Origin of the sequence: Pseudomonas sp. PDM16, assembly GCF_014851865.1 — a bacterium.
GTDB lineage: Bacteria > Pseudomonadota > Gammaproteobacteria > Pseudomonadales > Pseudomonadaceae > Aquipseudomonas.
In genome coordinates this window covers 187,411-206,269 of the sequence record NZ_JACVAM010000005.1, presented here as the reverse complement: position 1 = coordinate 206,269, position 18,859 = coordinate 187,411, and the positions used below count along the sequence as shown (strand labels likewise).

General features: G+C 60.0%; 20 protein-coding genes and 1 pseudogene. 8 read left to right on the top strand and 13 right to left on the bottom strand.

Features of this window, described 5'->3' with window-relative positions; all coding sequences use genetic code 11:
- Positions 1-76 precede the first annotated feature (76 nt).
- Together cheR and IB234_RS18085 are read right to left on the bottom strand one after the other, a co-directional pair.
- Positions 77-904 carry a protein-glutamate O-methyltransferase CheR gene (gene cheR, locus IB234_RS18090; protein ID WP_192320490.1) on the bottom strand — a complete coding sequence of 276 codons (828 nt, stop codon included), beginning with the start codon at positions 902-904 and terminating at the stop codon, positions 77-79.
- Between the two features lie 43 nt (positions 905-947).
- Complete coding sequence (locus tag IB234_RS18085) at positions 948-1,880, bottom strand: chemotaxis protein CheV (RefSeq protein ID WP_192320487.1); 933 nt, start codon at positions 1,878-1,880, stop codon at positions 948-950.
- Positions 1,881-1,960: 80 nt separating this feature from the next.
- On the opposite strand from IB234_RS18085, the gene flgA reads away from it, so the two are divergent.
- From flgA to IB234_RS18065, 4 genes are all read left to right on the top strand, one after another.
- Positions 1,961-2,719, top strand: a complete 759-nt coding sequence (flgA, locus tag IB234_RS18080; protein ID WP_192320485.1) for a flagellar basal body P-ring formation chaperone FlgA — start codon at positions 1,961-1,963, stop codon at positions 2,717-2,719.
- Between the two features lie 133 nt (positions 2,720-2,852).
- Positions 2,853-3,194 (top strand): flagellar biosynthesis anti-sigma factor FlgM, encoded by a 342-nt coding sequence (gene flgM / locus IB234_RS18075; protein WP_192320483.1) that lies wholly within the window; start codon positions 2,853-2,855, stop codon positions 3,192-3,194.
- A 49-nt stretch (positions 3,195-3,243) separates the two neighbouring features.
- Positions 3,244-3,711 (top strand): flagella synthesis protein FlgN, encoded by a 468-nt coding sequence (locus IB234_RS18070; protein ID WP_192320481.1) that lies wholly within the window; start codon positions 3,244-3,246, stop codon positions 3,709-3,711.
- Between the two features lie 79 nt (positions 3,712-3,790).
- Positions 3,791-4,531 carry a flagellar brake protein gene (locus IB234_RS18065; RefSeq protein ID WP_318652037.1) on the top strand — a complete coding sequence of 247 codons (741 nt, stop codon included), beginning with the start codon at positions 3,791-3,793 and terminating at the stop codon, positions 4,529-4,531.
- Between the two features lie 19 nt (positions 4,532-4,550).
- On the opposite strand, the gene IB234_RS18060 is transcribed toward IB234_RS18065, so the two are convergent.
- The 4 genes from IB234_RS18060 to IB234_RS18045 all read right to left on the bottom strand — a co-directional run bounded on the left by IB234_RS18060 (position 4,551) and on the right by IB234_RS18045 (position 8,080).
- Entirely contained in the window at positions 4,551-5,792 is a 1,242-nt protein-coding gene (locus IB234_RS18060; RefSeq protein WP_192321014.1) for a glutamine synthetase family protein, read from the bottom strand.
- 181 nt (positions 5,793-5,973) lie between these two features.
- Complete coding sequence (locus IB234_RS18055) at positions 5,974-6,210, bottom strand: glutaredoxin family protein (protein WP_192320477.1); 237 nt, start codon at positions 6,208-6,210, stop codon at positions 5,974-5,976.
- Between the two features lie 44 nt (positions 6,211-6,254).
- Positions 6,255-7,394: a DUF5610 domain-containing protein gene (locus tag IB234_RS18050; protein WP_192320475.1), complete on the bottom strand. Its 1,140-nt coding sequence runs from the start codon at positions 7,392-7,394 to the stop codon at positions 6,255-6,257.
- A gap of 128 nt (positions 7,395-7,522) precedes the next feature.
- A complete protein-coding gene (locus IB234_RS18045) occupies positions 7,523-8,080 on the bottom strand; it encodes a TetR/AcrR family transcriptional regulator (protein ID WP_192320474.1) in 558 nt (185 codons plus the stop codon).
- A gap of 134 nt (positions 8,081-8,214) precedes the next feature.
- On the opposite strand from IB234_RS18045, the gene IB234_RS18040 reads away from it, so the two are divergent.
- The 3 genes from IB234_RS18040 (at position 8,215) to IB234_RS18030 (ending at position 11,140) form a co-directional block, all read left to right on the top strand.
- Positions 8,215-8,811, top strand: a complete 597-nt coding sequence (locus tag IB234_RS18040) for a glutathione S-transferase family protein (protein WP_192320473.1) — start codon at positions 8,215-8,217, stop codon at positions 8,809-8,811.
- Positions 8,812-8,904: 93 nt separating this feature from the next.
- On the top strand, positions 8,905-9,762 hold the full coding sequence (locus IB234_RS18035; RefSeq protein ID WP_192320472.1) for an MBL fold metallo-hydrolase: 858 nt from the start codon (positions 8,905-8,907) through the stop codon (positions 9,760-9,762).
- A gap of 103 nt (positions 9,763-9,865) precedes the next feature.
- On the top strand, positions 9,866-11,140 hold the full coding sequence (locus tag IB234_RS18030; protein ID WP_192320471.1) for an OprD family porin: 1,275 nt from the start codon (positions 9,866-9,868) through the stop codon (positions 11,138-11,140).
- A gap of 239 nt (positions 11,141-11,379) precedes the next feature.
- Here the strand turns inward: IB234_RS18030 and efp are convergent, their stop codons facing one another.
- The 4 genes from efp to IB234_RS18010 form a co-directional block, all read right to left on the bottom strand.
- Positions 11,380-11,955, bottom strand: coding sequence for an elongation factor P (efp, locus tag IB234_RS18025; protein ID WP_043309861.1), 576 nt, complete (start codon positions 11,953-11,955; stop codon positions 11,380-11,382).
- Between the two features lie 34 nt (positions 11,956-11,989).
- Positions 11,990-13,135, bottom strand: a complete 1,146-nt coding sequence (gene earP / locus IB234_RS18020; protein WP_192320470.1) for an elongation factor P maturation arginine rhamnosyltransferase EarP — start codon at positions 13,133-13,135, stop codon at positions 11,990-11,992.
- Positions 13,136-13,223: 88 nt separating this feature from the next.
- Positions 13,224-15,095: a hypothetical protein gene (locus tag IB234_RS18015; protein ID WP_192320469.1), complete on the bottom strand. Its 1,872-nt coding sequence runs from the start codon at positions 15,093-15,095 to the stop codon at positions 13,224-13,226.
- A 260-nt stretch (positions 15,096-15,355) separates the two neighbouring features.
- Complete coding sequence (locus IB234_RS18010) at positions 15,356-15,820, bottom strand: glycine zipper 2TM domain-containing protein (protein ID WP_192320468.1); 465 nt, start codon at positions 15,818-15,820, stop codon at positions 15,356-15,358.
- Positions 15,821-16,052: 232 nt separating this feature from the next.
- Between IB234_RS18010 and IB234_RS18005 the strand changes: the two genes are divergently transcribed.
- Positions 16,053-16,295 carry a hypothetical protein gene (locus IB234_RS18005; protein WP_192320467.1) on the top strand — a complete coding sequence of 81 codons (243 nt, stop codon included), beginning with the start codon at positions 16,053-16,055 and terminating at the stop codon, positions 16,293-16,295.
- Here IB234_RS18005 and IB234_RS18000 read toward each other — a convergent pair.
- The 3 genes and pseudogenes from IB234_RS18000 to IB234_RS17990 all read right to left on the bottom strand — a co-directional run.
- On the bottom strand, positions 16,292-17,428 hold the full coding sequence (locus IB234_RS18000) for a glycerate kinase (protein ID WP_192320466.1): 1,137 nt from the start codon (positions 17,426-17,428) through the stop codon (positions 16,292-16,294). The genes IB234_RS18005 and IB234_RS18000 overlap by 4 nt on opposite strands.
- Positions 17,429-17,435: 7 nt before the next feature.
- Complete coding sequence (gene pdxH, locus IB234_RS17995; RefSeq protein ID WP_192321011.1) at positions 17,436-18,083, bottom strand: pyridoxamine 5'-phosphate oxidase; 648 nt, start codon at positions 18,081-18,083, stop codon at positions 17,436-17,438.
- Between the two features lie 99 nt (positions 18,084-18,182).
- Positions 18,183-18,845, bottom strand: a pseudogene (locus tag IB234_RS17990) (OmpA family protein); the annotation flags it as partial.
- Positions 18,846-18,859 lie beyond the last annotated feature (14 nt).

The window sequence follows — 18,859 nt, the reverse complement described above, 5'->3', positions numbered from 1 at the left end:
GCCGGCGACAGGCATTGCCGCTGCGCAAACGAAAACGGGAGGCTCAAGGCCTCCCGTCGAATGCTCCAAACGAAGCTCACTTCACCTTGTAGATGATCCCCGGACTGCACTGAACCATCTGGTAAAGGTCCGGCAGTCCGTTGAGAGCCTCCGAGGCACCGAGGAACAGGTACCCACCAGGCTTCAGCGTGGCATGGATGCGTGTGAGGATGTCCTTCTTCACCTCTGCGGAGAAATAGATCAGCACGTTACGGCAGAACACCACATCGAACTTGCCTAGCGCCGCATAGCTTTCCAGCAGATTCAGCGCACGAAACTCCACGCGGCTCTTGATCGGTGCCTTCACCGCCCAGCGACCTGGCCCCTTGGGGTCGAAATAGCGCTGTAGCCGATCCTGCGAAAGACCGCGCCCCATCGCCAGGCTGTCGTACTCCCCTGATTTGCAGTTCGCCAGCATCGACCCGGAAAGATCGGTGGCAACGATCTGCACCCCCGCCTTGAGTTGGCCGAGGTTGGTCTTCTCGAACTCATCGATGGTCATCGACAGCGAAAAAGGCTCCTGCCCCGAGGAGCAAGCCGCCGACCAGATGCGCAGGCGCTGATTGGGATTGGCCTTGATCAGCTCTGGCAGCACACGATTCTTCATCACCTCGAAGGGATAGGTATCGCGAAACCACAGGGTCTCGTTGGTGGTCATGGCGTCCACCACCTGCTCGCGCAGCCCTCCGCGGGGCTGGGCCTGCATCTTCTGCACCAGCTCACCGAGAGTCTTGATTCCCTGCTGCTCCATCAGCTTGTTGAGGCGACTGGAGACCAGATACTGCTTATTGCTGCCCAACAGAATGCCGCAGGCCTTTTCCAGAAAGGTCCGGAATTGCTCGAAATCCAAATTGCCTGAAGACACTAATGCCGCCTCACCAAACATGATTCAACCGAGAGCAGAGCTCTCAGCCCCCATCAGCTGCCCGTATGCGCTCAACAACACGGGAAGCAAGTTCGTCCGGGCGGAACTTCGCAAGGAAGTCATCCGCCCCAACTTTCTTCACCATTGCCTGGTTGAACACGCCGGACAATGAAGTATGCAAAATCACATGGAGGTTCTGCATCCTCGGATCGGACCGAATCTCCGCTGTCAGGGTGTAGCCATCCATCTCCGGCATCTCGATATCGGAGATCAACATGAGGAACTCATGGGCCGGACTCTTGCCCTCTTCCACCATCTTGCGCAGGTAATCATAGGCCTGCCGGCCGTCATTGAGGGCAACCACCTCCACTCCGACGCTCTCAAGGCACCGCGAAACCTGCTTACGCGCAACGGAGGAGTCGTCGCAGATCAGTACCCTTTTGGATACGGCACGAGCCTGAGTTTCGACATCCACCACACCCTCCGATATCGCCTCCGACATCGGAGCAACCTCGGCGAGAATTTTCTCAACGTCGATGATCTCGACAAGCTGCTTGTCGACCCGAGTGACCGCCGTCAGGTAGTGGTCTCGGCCAGTGCCCTTGGGTGGCGGATGAATCTCTTCCCAGTTCATATTGACGATGCGTTCGACCGAGCGCACCAGGAAGCCCTGCACCTTGGTGTTGTACTCGGTGATGATCACGAAGCTGTTATGGATGTCGTCCAGCGCCGATCTACCGGTAGCCAACGCCAGATCGAGAATCGGAATAGTCCCGCCTCGAATATTCGCCACGCCCCGCACCACCCGGCTGGACTTGGGCATGACGGTGAGCTTGGGGCACTGCAGTACCTCCTTCACCTTGAACACGTTGATGCCATAGAGCTGCGATCCGTCCAGGCGGAATAGCAAAAGCTCAAGGCGGTTCTGCCCTACCAGCTGCGTGCGCTGGTTAACCGAGTCCAATAGTCCGGCCATGCCCAGACTCCTTAATGTTCGTATTGCCGTGCACTCTGCCAAAGCCTAGCAGGCGGCACGGGCCTTGCTTCGTAAGATGCATGAACATACTTACGACACTATTCCGACGCGTGATGGCACAAAGCCTTTTGCTCGCCGGTGTTTTACCCGCTTTAGGCGTATTCGGCTACAGCCAGCCGCATGCCGCAGAGCTTACTTTGCCCGAAGAGCTTATCGGCGCCACCGAAGGCTTTCTTGAATTCACCGTAGAAGACTATCTGGAGCGTAGCGAAATCCCCGCGCGCCATGAAATTCAGGTAAACACTCTCGACCCACGGCTGCGCCTCGCAGCCTGCGACAGCGATTTGACGCAGAGGCTGGAAAGCCCCGCACAGCCGATAGGCCGGGTTACCGTTCGTGTCAGTTGCGAAGGCAGTACGCCGTGGACCGTATTTGTCCCTGCGCAAGTTCGCATCTTTCGACCAGTGGCCGTGCTGAAGACGCCCCTCAAGCGTGGAAGCGTCATAGGCCCAACGGACATGGCCATGATCGAGCAGGACATCGGCATGCTCGGAAGAGGTTACATAGCAGACGCAGAGCAGGTAATCGGCAGAAAACTGACGCGCCCTGTTCAGGCGGACCAGGTGGTGACCCCTGTCATGCTGCAATTGGCAGAAAGCGTGAAGCGAGGCGATCAGGTGGTGATTGCCGCACGAGCCGGAGGCATCAACGTGCGCGTGCAAGGCGAGGCCTTGTCCGACGGCACTCTTGGCCAGCAGATCAGTGTGCGGAATCTCAGCTCCAAACGGGTGGTGCGAGCAAGAATCATCGGGCCCGGCCAAGTGGAGGTGGAGATGTAGGCACGATTCTTGTAGCGCAAACTCTCGACGATTTCCTACACTGTTAAACGACGCACACATTTGCGCCCTAAAGTTTCGACGGAATCGGCCGACAACCCAGTCAAGCGTCCAGATACCGTCAGAGGTTCACAACATGGTTATCGACTTCAACCGGCTGAACAATGCCGCCAACCCCGCCAACAGCGGGCGCGCAGGCAATGCACAGGCCAGCGGCCGTAACGAGGCCGCCAGCAGCACGCTGCCGAACGCACCCCAGGTTGCGACCGAGCAGGCCGCCGCCGGCAAAACCGGCGAGTCCGTGCAGCTCAGTCGTGAAGCTCAGCAGCTGCAGAAAGTAAGCGACAAGCTGCGCGACCTGCCGACCGTGGACAAAGAGCGCGTCGCCAAACTGAAGCAGGCCGTCGCCGATGGCAGCTACCAGGTCGATGCCAAGCGCGTCGCCGGCAAGCTGCTCGATTTCGAATCCCAGCGCTAGTCCAAGGGCTGCGCTGGGGGTGTTGGACGCCCGATCCCCAGAGCCCGCGATGCAAAACAACGACCTGCTGCAACTGTTTATCGATGATATCGGCACGGCACAACGCCTGCTTGAGCTCATAGACACCGAATTCCAGGCCATGGGCGAACGCGACCTGCCGCGCCTGGAACAGATACTCGGTGAAAAACTTCCCCTCCTCGGTCTGCTCGATCAGCATGGGACTGCTCGTGCAAAACTGCTCGACCAGCAACAGCTGAGCGCCGACCGTGCTGGGCTGGAAACGCTAGCCTCCCGTAGCCCAGATGGTGCCGAACTGCTCGCCCGCAGCGACGAACTGGGCCAACTGCTGGAAAAGTGCAGAGAGGCCAATCAGCGCAACGGCCGCCTCATCCGCGCCAATCAGGCCTCGCTCAAGAGCGTGCTCGGTATCCTTCGCGGAGGAGACACACCAGGGCTCTATGACAGCCGCGGCGGCGCCGCTAGAATCGCGCAGCAACGCCCGCTCAGCCAGGCCTGAGCCCATAATAACAAGCACGGGGGACATGCCGGCAATATGCCAGTATGCTAGTGCTGTCGTCGCTGGAGAATGCCGTAACGTGTCCAACCCATTTCACGAGGACGAGGGCCCACAGCCCCCAAAGGTGCTGACCGCACCCTTGGAGATCTTTGCCAACCTGCGCCTGCTGCAGCAGAGCCGAGATCCCCTCATCGTTACCTTCAAGGACCGTGGCCAACGGTTCCAGAGCTATCTCGTCGACGTCAATCGGGATCGGGGCGTGATTGCCCTAGATGAAATGGTCCCCAATGATGGCGAGCGCTTCATGCAAAGTGGCGAACCGTTCCGCGTAGAAGGCTTCCATGATGGCGTACGCATCGCTTGGGAGTGCGAGGATCCGGTGCAGATCGGTGAGCTGGAGGGTTCGCGCTGCTACTGGAGCTACATGCCGGAGCGGGTCACCTATCACCAGCGGCGCAATGCGTTTCGCGCCACGCTAGGTCAGAGTCAGCTGGTCAATATCGAACTGGCCGGCACCCGTCTCAGCCCTGGCCTTAAGGGTCAGCTACTCGATATATCGGCAACCGGTTGCCGCCTGCGATTCGCTGGCGACGTGAGTGACCGCCTGCAAGCGGGTCAGGTCTATGAGCAGTTCACCGCCCAGCTGCCTATCGGCTCCATGACCACAGCAGCCGAGCTACGCCATGTACACTTCGTGGAGAAGGTGAACATGACCTTCGCCGGTATGAAGTTCTATCGCATGAGCGGTCTCGAGCAGCGCCAGGTCGAGCGCTTCGTCTACCAACTTCAGCGAGAAGCCCGCCGAGTGGATGACGAGTGACAGGAACAGCCAGGCCCGTTCAGACCTGGCTTGCCAGTACCCGCCGCTCCCAGGGCGTGATTTCATCCAAATAACTCATTAGCTCCATGCCCTTGCTGGCACAGTACCCATCAACGAACTCATCACCGAACCATTCACGAGCCAGCTCGCTGCTCTGCAGACGCTGCAACGCAGCATGCATGGTGCAGGGCAGGCTGAGCGCCGATGGCACTTCGAACTCCCCCTGAATCGCCGCACTAGGCTCCAATCCGTGACACAAACCATGCAGACCGGCTGCCAAGCTGGCCGCAATGGCTAAATAGGGATTGGCATCGGCGCCAGGCAAGCGGTTCTCCACCCGCCTTGCCTCCGGCCCGCTGGCAGGAATGCGCAAGCCGGCAGCACGATTGTCATGCGACCAGCAGGCATTGTTCGGCGAAGCATAGGGATGACACAGACGCTGATAAGAATTCACATGGGGCGCAAACAAGAGTGTGAAATCCGCCAATGCCGCCTGCTGACCACCGATGAAATGGAAGAAGGCCGGAGTCGCCTCGCCCTCCACAGAGCTGAAGATATTGCGTCCACAGCCCTGCTCCACCACGCTCTGATGGATATGCATGGAGCTACCGGGCGTGTGTGGCAGCGGCTTGGCCATGCAGACCACCGCCAGACCATGCTTGAGCCCCACCTCGTGTAACAGGTGCTTGAACAGGAACGTTTGGTCCGCCACCTGCAGCGGATCGCCATGCAGCAGGTTGATCTCGAACTGGCTGACGCCCATTTCGTGCATGAAGGTATCGCGCGGCATGCCCAGCGCCGCCATGCAACGGTAGACCTCCTCGAAGAACGGCCGAAGACCGTTGCCTGATGACACACTGAATGCCGCGCAACCACTCTCGCGGCTACCATCCAGACCAACTGGCGGCCGAAATGGCTTCGCGCAGTCCAGATGGCGCTCGAAGACGAAGAACTCCAACTCCGTGGCCACCACCGGCTGCCATCCTCGCTCTGCATAGGCGCCTACCACATGCTCAAGCAGGCCACGCGTGGAGAGGCCGGAACTGCGCCCGTCTAGCTCATGGACATCGCAAATCGCCAGGGCTCTGGGAGAGTCGCTCCAGGGCAGAAGGAATACTCTTTCCGGTGAGCTACTGAGGACCAGATCACCATCATCACTGCCATAGAAGCGTGCTGACGGATAACCGCCCATGATGCACTGCAGCATCACCCCGCGAGCCAGCTGAAGACGGCGCCCCTCCAGAAACCCATCGACGGTCATCACCTTGCCTCGCGGTACGCCATTGAGGTCGGCGGTGACACATTCGACTTCGTCTATACCGGTCAAGCGCTCGGCAAGCACACTAAGGCCGTCGGTAGTCATGACTGCTTATCCTTGCTGTTGATCCGTACAAAATACGCATCAGCTGTTCAAGATATCAAGCAGTCAAGAGAGAAGCGGCTCAGCGCAGGAAAGCTACCACCTGATCAGCCTCGAAAGGCCAGCCGAGCTCTGCACCAGTATCATTGCGACGAAGCACAGGGATGCGCAGGCCGTATTGCTCGACCCAATCCTCTCGTTCGGCAATATCAACCAGCTCGACCAGCAGGCCATGTTCAACGAAGGGCATCAACAGCGCCTCGGCCACCTCACAGAGGTGACAGCCGAGTGTGCCGAAGAGCTGGCATTCAGGGGGCATCGGAGCGCCTCCGCAGTCAATCAGAGACGCAGTCTACCATCCGATCAGGCCTTCTCGGCCTCAGGCTTCGGCAGCATGCCTTGCAGGCCGTCGAGCAGGCGAGAGTTGAGCTCCTTGGCTTTTTCCAGCAGAGACTCGTCGAAGCGCTCGTCCAGGCTGAAGCCACCATCCAACAACTGCTCCAAGGTACCCTTGGCATCCTCCGAGACCTTGTCTGCGGTACGCAGCGCATCGAGCAGGCCGCGAGCATAGTCGATCAGCGAATCGTTCACGGCGCTGGCAGCCTGGCCACCCTGCTGGGCCACAGCGCCATAGGCGTCGGTGGCCTGGCGTACGCTGGTCTGTGTCAGTTGCAACGACATGGAGGCCAGTTGAGAGCCATCCATCTTCAGCTGCATGGCGCGGTCGAACGCACCGTTCAGGTTGCCCGAATAGAAGTCGCTGGAAATATCCTGGACCTGCTTGAACAGGCCCTCCAGGGCTGTGCGCTCCTCATCATCCAGCTCACCCTCCACCTCGACCCGCCACGCGCCTATCTGCATGCTGCCGGAGCTTGTGCTGGCGGCGCCCACGGAGCTGCTGCCATTACTCGCAGCTGCCACGCTGCTTTGCGACCAATTGGCCGAAGCACCGGCAATGGAGATTTTCAGGCGATCGCCATCGCGGGTCGTGATTTGCATGTCGAAGGTTTCCGCCCGAGCGGAAAAACGCTCGCTGCGAGCGGCCACCGCAGCGCTACTATTCCCCGTGGCCGGTGCCTTGGGCGCGTAATCCGACTCGAGCCCCTTCAGACCACTCTGGATCTTGTCGTAGGTGGCATCAATGTCTTCCGCTACCTTGCCCTTGAGTACGCCCATTCCGTCGAGAATCTTGCGCGCCTCGGCGAACCCCTTTTCAACACCTTCTCGAGCCTGAGCCAGCAGCCCCTCCAGCTTGGAGGTATCTGCCCCGGCGGCGGCCTCGCTCTTCAGGCGCTGCTCGATGAAACCGAGCACTCGATCAGCCACTTTGTCCGGCGCGAAATCCTCGCGCTTGCCATCCAGCGCACCAGGCTCGAGACCGAGACGGTTGGCCAGGCGATTGGCCAGAGTGTTCTGCGCATCCATGTGACCACGTGGGGTGGATAGAGTATTGATCCCCGAAGGACGGGCCAGCGAAGGAGAAAGGGAAGCCAGATTGTTCATGTTGGCGTACCAGACAGAGGGAGAACTGCCTTTTTGACGGCAGCTATCGGGAAAATTTGAGGGATAACCGACCAACGGCCGCTTGCGAGGCTAGAGCAGAGCAGGCAAACACTCTGCGCACATGCCCTTCAGACACTCGCCGAATCCATCAACACCTGCGCGGCGGCCTTAGCCTGAAGCGCCTGATCGCCCGGCCCCTGCACATGCGCCATGCTCAGCGCCCCCTCGAGAAGGAACTGCAACTGACTGCCCAGCAGCTCTGCCTGCTCAGCCCCCAATGCCTGCAGCAGCTCACGGAAATGCCCGGCAAATGCCGTCTTGAAAGCAGCCGCCTGACGGTGGATAGGATGTTCGCGGTCATGAAATTCGGCCGCCGCATGAATGAAGCTGCAACCGCAGAAATCGCGCTCGTTGATCCAGGCATGCAGGCCATCGAAGGTCAGCAACAGCGCGTCCCTGGGCGGACATGCGGCACGCAGTTGAGCCAGGCGGCCCAGCGTCTCGTGCTCACGCTCCTCGAGCACGGCCAGGATCAATTCGTCCTTGGAGCGGAAGTGCTTGTAGAGCGTCATCTTGGCCACACCAGACTCGGCCAGGATACGGTCGATGCCAGTAGCGTGATAACCCTCACGGGCAAAGAGGCCCTTGGCCGTATTGATCAATTGTTCGCGCTTGTTCGATGCCATCTAACCCTCCCCAACGACGGACATTATGCGGTGGTGCATGGCGGCGGCTCCAGTTAGATAATATGCCGACTTGAAATATACAGACCTGTCTGTCTAATATCGACGCACACATGACGACAGGACTCAGCTCATCCATGCGACTCTATGACTTCACCCTTTCCGGGAACTGCTACAAGGTCCGCCTGCTCCTCGCCCTGCTCGGTCACGATGCCGAGGTAGTCCAAGTCGACTTGGCGGGCGGCGCACATAGGCACCCTGGCTTCCTGGCACTCAACCCACGCGGCCAAGTGCCGGTACTGGAGGATCAAGGCGAGGTCATCTATGACTCACAGGCCATTCTCGTGTATCTGGCTAGCCGCTATGCCGGCACCGACTGGTATCCACGAGACGCCCTCAACCAAGCCCGTATCGCTGGCTGGCTGAGCTTCGCAGCCAACGAGGTGGCAAAAGGTCCGGGACAGGCGCGGATGCATAGGCTGTTCCGTCTGCCTGGTGACCTGCAACAGGCTCAGCAACGCGCCATTCAGGTGCTGGAACTGTTAGACGCTCATCTGTCCCAGCACAGCTGGCTGGCAGAAGGATCGGCTCCGACCATCGCCGACATCTCCGTCTACCCCTATGTCGCCCTGGCTGGGGATGGCGGCCTCGATCTGCTGCCCTACACCCATCTCGGCGGCTGGCTCGCTCGCATCCGCACCCTACCCGGCTATGTCGGCATGCCTGGTCTGTGAGACGCCGCGATGGATAGCCACGCCAGCATCTCGACGGTCCACTCCGCGATCCGACATCCCCATTGCCCAGCGCCCGACCAAGGAGCCTGAAACATGCGCCCCCTACTCTTTCTTCTACTGCTGGCCATCGGCGGTACCACTCAAGCCGCCGGCATGCGCTTCAGCCTGGTTAAGACGGCCGAAACCGAGACCCGAGACGCCTTTACGATCGAAGGTGGCGCCTGGACCGAGAAGGCCATCGCCAATCATGTTGCCGTACTGATAGAGCACCATGCCGCCACGCTGCTGCTCGATACTTCACTGGGTCGGCAGGTAGATCAACAGTTCGAGTCGGAGATGCCTTGGTACGACAAGCCTCTGTTGCGCTATGGCAAGGTCACGCCAGTACGTGATCAACTGGATCGGGATGGCGTACAGGTCGACCGTATCCTGCTCACCCATAGCCATTGGGACCACGCATCGGGCCTGGCGGACTTCCCGGAAGTGCCTGTCTGGGCGCCCTACGAGGAAATTGAATTCAGCCGCATAGCCCCGCCACCTGCGGTGCTGCCCAGCCAGTTCGCCCATGCGATTCGCTGGATGCCATTCGAATACACCAATCAGCCATTCATGGGCTTCGAGCAGAGTCTCGACCTGTTTGGCGACGGCAGCCTGGTGCTGGTTCCAATGGTCGGCCATACACCAGGCTCAACCGGGTTGTTTCTTACGCTCGACGATGGCCAGCGCTATTTCTTCACCGGCGACACAAGCTGGCGTCTGGAGGGCTTCACCGGGCCCAAGGAGAAATTCTGGATCAGCCGAAACATGGTGGACAACGACCGCGACGCCACCTTCAAGCAATTGCAGCGCGTGCATGAGCTAATGCGCGAAGATCCGGCCCTGATCGTCGTACCCGCCCACGATGAGACGACCCAGCGATCACTGGGCTACTACCCGAACTGGATCGAATGACTCGACCAAGGTCTAGAAGCGGTAATTTTTGCGAAATGTTTTAGTCTTCAGGCTGCAACGAATCCGGACAGACCGGATCGCCATCACCAGAGGAACAATAAGAATGAGCAAGTCCCCTCTCGCCCGCGGTGTAGCGCTCGCCGCCCTGGGCACCAGCCTCACCCTGCCTGGCCTGGTACAGGCAGCCTTTCTGGAAGACAGCAAGGCCACCCTGGAGCTACGCAACTTCTACTTCAACCGAGACCTGCGCCAGGATTCAAACCCCACACCAGCTCAATCCAAGCAGGAAGAGTGGGCTCAGGGCTTCCTCCTGCGTTACGAGTCGGGCTTCACCGAAGGCACCGTCGGTTTCGGTCTCGACGCCATCGGGACGCTGGGCCTGAAGCTGGACTCCGGCTCAGATCGTAGCGGCAGCGGGCTCCTGCAGCGCGACCGCGAGACCGGCCAAGCCCAGGACAGCTACGGCGACTTCGGTGCTACAGCCAAGGTCAAGATCTCCAAGAGCGTGCTGAAAGTCGGCACTTTGATGCCCAAGCTTCCGGTCGTGCAGGCCAACGACTCGCGACTGCTGCCCCAGGCCTTCAGCGGCGGCGCGCTCAACTCCACCGAGATCGACGGCCTGACCGTCGATGCCGGTCGCCTCAAGCAGTACAACCTGCGCGACTCCTCGGACTACGAGGACATGCTGATGACCACCGGTGGTCGTCGCAATATCACCGGAGCAGCGGGCGTCACCGCCGACAAATTCGACTTCGGCGGTTTCAGCTACAAGTGGAACGACAGTCTGACCACCAGTTACCACTATGGCGCCCTGGAAGACCTGTACAAGCAGCACTACCTGAATCTGGTTCACGTACTGCCGATAGCCGACAAGCAATCGCTGAAGTCGGACATCCGCTGGGCCCGCTCCACCGATGACGGCAACACCAACGTCGACAACACCGCCGTCAATGCCATGTTCACCTACGGTCTGGGTGGCCACGCCTTCGGCCTCGGCTATCAGAAGATGAGCGGCGACACCGGCTTCGCCTACATCAACGGGACCGATCCGTTCCTGGTGAACTATGTGCAGATCGGCGACTTCGCCAACAAGGACGAGAAGTCCTGGCAGGTACGCTACGACTACAACTTCGCCGCCATCGGGATTCCCGGCCTGACCTTCATGACCCGCTATCTCACGGGTGACGATGTCGATCTCGGCGCAGCTGGCAACAGCGGCAAAGAGTGGGAGCGCAACACCGATATCGCCTATGTATTCCAGGAAGGCCCGCTGAAGAATTTCGGCGTCAAATGGCGCAACGCCACGGTACGTTCCAACTTCGCCAACGACCTGGACGAAAATCGCCTGATCCTCAGCTACACCATGTCGCTCTGGTAAACCGCTGAAGGCGAGAGCGCACGCCCCCCCCACGTGCGCTCTCATTCGCCCTGCCAGCAGCTACTCTCGCCCCCTCCTCTCTCCCAATGCCCCCCCCGCAGCCAACCTGCCTCAACCGATTCCGCTACACAGAAGGCATAAAAAAACCGATGCCGTCTCCAGCATCGGTTTCTTGTAGTACCCGACTCACCGCGCCGCAGGAACGACATCGTATCCTGGCAGCGCAGTGCAAGCGGTCCTCAGGCGGATGGAGCCTGAGTACGGCTCTTGTAGGAACCGTCGCGGGTATCGATCTCGATCCAGTCGTCGATGTTGCAGAAGTCGGCGACTTTGACTTCGGTACCGTTGCGCAGCTTGGCAGGCTTCATGACCTTGCCAGAGGTGTCGCCACGGGCGGAGTTTTCGGTGTAGGTGATCTGGCGAACGATGGTGGTCGGCAGGTCAACGGAAATCACTTTGCCTTCGAAGAATACGGCTTCGCAGATGTCGGTCATGCCTTCTTCGATGAACGGCAGAACGCTTTCCAGATCTTCGGCGCGCAGTTCGTAGGAGTTGTACTCCGGGTCCATGAAGACGTAGTCGTCACCATTGATGTAGGACAGGGTCACTTCCTTGCGCTCAAGGATAACCGGCTCCATCTTGTCGTCGGCCTTGTAAACGGTCTCGGTCTTGGAGCCGTTGATCAGGTTCTTCAGCTTCATCTTGACGATGGCGCTGTTACGGCCGGACTTGGTGAATTCGGCCTTCTGGATCAGCCACGGATGGCCGTCGATCAGGGCCACACTGTTGGGCTTCATTTCTTGTGCGGTTTTCATACGAGTATCCGGATTTGGATGGAGGTACAGATTTCTAGGCCGCGCATAATAGCCAATTTCGGTGAAACTGCACCAGCGCTGCGGCAAGATCAGGACGAGAGGCCAGCTTCGCGCACCAGGTTTCGGCATGTTCGGAGAGAGCCTGCATTTCCACCTGAGCCGCGGCCCAGGCCGCTCCCATCTCACCCTGACCATTCCAGGCATGCCATAGATTCCGTAGGGCATCGGCGGCCATCGGCGACAACGCGCCGCAGTAAAGATCGAGGAATGCCGTCAGCTTATCCCAGTGCGCGCCCTCCTCCTGCCGATAGATATGCCAGAGCAACGGACGCCCGGCCCACTGCGCTCGGACGAAGGAGTCCTCCCCACGGATCGCGTTGAAATTGCAGCACCACAGCAGTCGGTCATACCTGTCCTGACTGAGGAAGGGCAGCAGGTGCACTTGCAGCTTGCCACGCAGCCAGCAACCTCCCTCTCCCAGAACCTCGACGCCGAGCCAGCGGCACAAATCGGACTCGATGCGCCCACGCGGCACCAGAAGCTGGGTGTACGTGGACTGACTCGCCAGCATGTCCAACCACTCGGCCAGCGCCACATTCTCGTAGGCAAACAGCGAGATAAGCTGCGCCTCGGGCAGTAGCGCGATACCGAGGCTGGCGAGAAATTCTCCACGCGCCTCTGCATCCGCCTGGAATACCTGACGACGCGAGGTCAATCCAGCCTCGCGCAGCAAGCCGCCGGTACCCTCGGTGAATCCAGGGAAGAAGAAGAACTTCTGCTGCCCCCCAGGTTGCGGCGACGGCAGGCCGTGACAGCCGGCCACCCAATCCTCGGCGCTGAGATACTCCAGGTTGAGCCAAAGCGGTCTCTCGGCGCGCTCGGCCATTGCAACCACATAACTGGCCGGCAGCGTACAGGCGAAAGCCTCGATCACCACATCGGCGGCAGCTGTCGCGGGGAAGTCCTGCTCCCAGCGGATGACCTCCACACCTTCGACATACTGGCTGCGCGCGCTTGTGTCAGCTCGTGGGCACAAGCGAAGAAAGGCTGCAGGCTCATCCACCCACAGGCGCACCTCCAAGCCATATTCAACTACCAACTGGCGTGCCAGGCGCCAAGTCACGCCAATATCGCCGTAGTTATCCACCACGCTGCAGAAGATGTCCCAACGACTACTCACGAGTCATGCCTCCAGCGGCGAATCTGCACCCTAGCCGCACTTCGCAATAGGGGCCTCCATTCCCGCACAGGGTAGCTGCATCTCTCGATCATCGGACGATCAGATGCCCTATCGAGTACATGCCGTCTCCAGACACCGCGGTAAGCCTGATGGTGCGACTCGGAGGTGTTTTCTCCGGCAGCACGAGCTGATGCCGGACCATCCCGACGCCCCTCTTGGGCGGAATCTGAATGATCGGAACCCACACCCCTGCGGAAAGCACCTGCAGTGCATAGGTGTCATTGTTATCCAGAGAAATATCTATCTGGTCGAAGCTGGAATCCCTATCCAGCTGAATATCGATCGATGAAGAAAAAACCAGATTCCCCGGAGCATCCCACTCCACGCCCTCGACCACATTTCTCAAATCACCAATACGGCCGATCTTGTGCTCGGAACCGCGAGGGACAAGCCCATTCCTGTAGATGCTCAAGTCCCGAGGCTGATCGAGGCCTAGGTTCAGCCTGAAAATCTCGCCCCATCGATCCCAATCATTCAGCGGCCCACGGGTCACCAAACGCAGAGAATCCCAGTAGGACTTGGTGGCCGGATCCTTCAATAGATTCTGGTTGGTATCGAGGCTTATCTGATAATCCGTCGGCAACTGCCGATAGAAATGACCGGGCCGCCAGTTGGCGTCATACCGCGCAGGCAAACGCGCCAGCAGCGGGTCAGCCAAGCCACAGTAATCAATGAAGTGCACTCCAGGGCCCTTGAAGATCCCATCGAACCCCAAGCCACCACAAACGATGGTCGTCCTGCGCTCACCTATCTCCCAGTCAGGTTGCGAGAACAACGTGCGCTGGGACGTCAGCAGACCGAAGCTCGGATAATAGAAGCCCCGCTCATCCGCGATGCCATTGTGCGGAATTTCTCTGTTGGAGTACGAAGCGTTGCTCAATAGCGTATTGCCAGCTCCAGGCAGGCCGAAAACGCACAGAATCGATCCAAACCCCAGCCATTGAATCCGCTGGAAAGCCTCACCCACTACCATGAATGCAGTGACATAAAGAGGTGCTGTTAAAAACCGCCCCTCCATGAAATCTCCGCCAATGCTGATGACATAAGCCAGATAGGACACGACGCCTGCAATCAGGCATCGATTCAGACTGGATGACCTGAAGGCGAACAGGCAGCCGAGAACAATGAAGGCCAGCGTCAGCGGATCTCGATCCAGGCAATGCAGAAGATATCTCACACCCTGTGTGATTCTCGAATCCAGAGGTATTCCGGAGCCGAGCTTCGCATAGGCGGTATTGGGAAACGGGAATCCGTAGTAATACAAGGAGAAAGCGGTCCAGAGCAGGACCGGCAAACCGCCCAACAGCAACGCCCCCAAGAGCTGCTTCTTGTCGAAAGAGCTTCGGATCGCTACCCAGAGAGCCAGAGGAGCGACGATCACGAGAAGATCCGGCCGGCTCAGATACAACGCAGAACACAGCAACCAGAACAACAGCGAGTATTTATCTGCGGGCCGACTCGACACATGGGCAGCTGCCATGATCATCAGACCCAGCAATAGATGGGAAAGAGGATTTTCAAGACCGGAAGTCGAGAAATCGACGAAGGCCTTCGACAAGATGAACAAGCCACCCACGATCATGACGGCCCATATGCTTCGGGCTCTTGAAAGAACCAGCCAGACAGCGGCAAGTGAACAGGCTATCGACAAGAGAAACGTCGCGAGGAAAATATTTCCCGTGACGACTGAGGTGGCGGAGAGCAGCAGGAACCAGAGCGGATGGGTATATGCCTGAACCCTTTCATCCAGATTGAAGGTCGGGCCGTAGCCATGCAGGAAGTTCATGACGGTACGCAGGGTGATTGCCGCATCATCGCTGATCCATGCGGTTCTCAACATCACTACGAGAAAAACAAGAGCAACTACCCAAACAAATGTTTTTTGTTCTCTCAGGGTCATACCAATATTCTTGCAGGCAGTTAGGTGTGCGCCATCAAGTACATATGCGGCGATATCGGGACGCTCGACCCTGTGACGCGTCTCAGGCCTGGCGAGACAGTGTATTGCGGTGTGCTGGCGAGCATCAGCCTGGCAAGGCGAGAGCTGAAACCGCACCCTCCAGTGCTCCGACACACATCGTTGTCACATGCCATCTACCAGAGATGGCATGGTCGCGTGGCGGACACCAGAAACGCGGGTAGCCGAGGAGGGACAATCGGTCAGTGAGCGACCCGACTGGTGCCATCGACAGTCATGATGCGAACTCGCTCGCCGACACGGAAGACTTCGTTTTCTTGTACCTGCTGTACATAGGCGCGCAGTGTACCGTCATCTTCCCGCACAGTGATCTCGACGCCCTGGGTGCGAGTCAGTCCTTCTTCGGTAGCGGCACCCAGGAGGCCGCCCGCGACGGCGCCGATCACAGCGGCAACTGCCGAGCCGCGCCCACCGCCTATACCGCTGCCAGCTACACCGCCGATCACCGCACCAGCGCCAGCACCTACGGGGGTCTTGGTACCCTCGATCTTCACGGGACGCAGCATCTCGATAGTGCCGAGACGCACGGTCTGTACTTTACGGGCCTCTTCACGGCTGTAGCTATCGCCACTGAGATTGGAGGCGCAGCCACCGAGTGTGAGGCTGAGAACAACGAGAGTGGCTACTAACAGCTTGGATTCATGCATGGGTTTTCTCCGGTTGAGACCATTATTAGACAGTGCACGCCGCCGGCTGTCATCCGCAAGACCGCCTGCCTAAGGACTTAGCATGAGTCTAGGGAAACCTTTGCGCCAGAGAGCCGCGAGCACACCTCCGTCGACCGAACGACGCTGCCGCCTTGCCGGGTGCGACATCGGGTCAGATTTGCAGTCACCGCAGGCTAGCGCAGGATGGAACAACCCTATCGAGACCCCCTTCATGGACTACTTCATAGTCGCCGTCACCACCATCGCCGGGCTGTACTTCCATTGGTGGATCTACGTACGCATCCGGCGCTGGATGGATCGAGACCTGGCGCTGTCCATGGCGGCAGGTGATCCGGCCATGCAAACCTACATGCTGGAACGCCTGACCGAGGCCAAGGCCCAGGGCATCAGCCGTGGACAGTTGGAAGACTGGTTGCACCATGCGGCCTGCGAGTACTTGCAGCGCCGCGGCTAACCCCGAGCCATTCTCCAGACCCTGGCGACATCGCAGGCTCGCGCCTGCAACTCGGTGGCGGCATGCGTCATGGACTGCTCCAGGCTCTGAGGGCCAGGGCTGAGCGCGAAGGCCGCGTCGATACCAGCGCCATAGAGCGCCTGGTAGCCCTCCCCCAGACTGCCAGCCAGGGCCAGCACGGGCACACCCGCGGCCTGGGCCAGACGCGCCACGCCGACGGGAGTCTTGCCATGCAGGCTTTGCGAATCCAACCGCCCTTCACCGGTGATCAGCACATCGGCCCCTTTCAGGGCATCGGCCAATCCAGAGAGTTCGGCGACCAACTCGATACCAGGACGGAAACGCGCCCCCAGGAATGCGCGGGCAGCAAAGCCCAGCCCTCCCGCAGCACCGGCACCGGGGAAACGGCTGTGGTCCTCGCCGAGCACAGCACTGGCCACCTCGGCGAAATGCGCCAGCGCGGCATCCAGGGTCTCGACCTGATCGGCATGCGCGCCCTTCTGCGGACCGAACACCCAGGACGCGCCGCGCGGCCCACAGAGCGGATTGTCAACGTCGGCAGCGATCAGCATCTCGACATCGTCCAGACGCGGGTCCATGGCGGAAAGATCGATATGCACCAGGTCGGCCAGTGCCGCACCGCCCGGGGTTAACGGATTGTCGCAAGCATCGAGAAAACGCACGCCCAGCGCCTGCAGCAATCCCGCACCACCATCGTTGGTGGCGCTACCACCGAGACCAAGGATGATGCGGCGGGCCCCTGCATCGAGGGCGGCGCGAATCAGCTCGCCGGTCCCGAAGCTACTGGTGAGCGAGGCATCACGCTGCTCGCGCGGCACCAAGTGCAGACCGCTGGCAGCAGCCATTTCCAGCACGGCGCACCGCTCCTCTCCCAGCCAGCCCCAATGGGCAATCACTGGCTTGCCCAGAGGGCCGCTCACCCGGCATTCACGCCTTTCGCCTCCGGTCGCGGCCAGCACGGCATCCACCGTACCCTCTCCGCCATCAGCCATCGGACGCTGCAACACCTCTGCCTCAGGGAAGACCTGAAGCCAGCCACGGGCAATGGCCGAAGCTACCTCAGGCGCAGAGAGGCTTTCCTTGAACGAGTCGGGAGCGATGACGACCTTCACGCCGGCATCAGGGCGCCAAGCGCTCGCGCAGCCAGGCGTCATCCAGCAGGCGGTAGTTGAGGCGATCATGCAGGCGGCTGGAGCGGCCCTGCCAGAACTCGATGCGCTCCGGTAGCAGGCGATAGCCACCCCAGTGCGGCGGACACGCTGGCGCACGGTCGAGGAAGCGGCGCTCGGTATCGGCCAGCAGCTCCTGCAGCTCCTCGCGGTCACGGATCACCCTGCTCTGCGGCGAGGCCCAGGCACCCAGGCGACTACCCAGCGGGCGAATCTGGAAGTAGGCATCGGACTCTTCCACGGAGACCTTCTCCACCCGACCCTCAATGCGTACCTGGCGTTCGAGGCTGGGCCAGAAGAAGGTCATGGCGGCGAAAGGCTGAGCCGCCAGCTGCTCGCCCTTGGCGCTGTCGTAGTTGCTGAAGAAGGTGAAGCCACGCTCGTCGAGCCCTTTGAGCAGCAGTATCCGGCAGTGCGGACGGCCCACTTCGTCCACCGTGGCCAGGGTCATGGCATTGGGCTCCACTGGCAACTGCTCGGTCTTCACCGCCTCGTCGAACCACTGGCGGAACAAGGCAAAAGGCTCGCCTGGCGCATCGGCCTCACTGAGACCGTCGCGGGTATAGTCGCGACGCATATCGGCAATGGACTGGGACACACGACTATCCGGGGTGCGGCTATCCGACATGAGGCAATCCTCGAAATTGACCCCGCCAGCTTACTGCGACTTGTCCTTGTTTTTTTGATCTGCGACAACTTGCGCCACCGGCATCGCGGCGGTAGCCGGTGCCGGCTGATTGTACTGGGCCAGCAGCGCGACCAGGGTCTTCTGCGGGGTCAGCACGATTTCCACGCGGCGATTCAGGGCACGGCCCTGGACGCTGTCGTTGGCGGCGCGCGGCATGTCCGAACCGACTCCCTTCAGCAACAGGCGGTCGCGCTGCAAACCGCTGAGGCGGAAGATCGACGCCACCGCCTTGGCCCGGTCCTCGCTGAGCTTGCGATTGTCCTCAACCTTGCCGGTGCTGTCGGCATGGCCAAGGATCAGCACGCCGGTAAGCTTGTCGGCCTCGAGAATCTTGGCGACCTTGGTGAACGGGCCAAGCACCGCCGGCATCAGCATGCTCGGGCGATCCGGATTGAACGAACTCTCCACCGGAGCAGTGACGACCAGCACGTTCTCACGACGCTCCAGCTCCATCTTGCTGTCTTGCAGTGCCAGCTTCAGGCGCGGCTCGTACTCATCTAGCCAGGCGTTGGTGACCTCATGGTCGATCTTGGGAGGTGCCTTCTTGACGACGGCGGCCTTGCTGTCGCCGCCGAACGGCCACCAACCGCTGGTACCAGTGGACCTTTCCGAGTTACCGGCACAGGCGGTGAGGCTCAGGCAGCAGAGCAAAACAAGAGATTTCTTATGCATGGTCAGATCTTCCC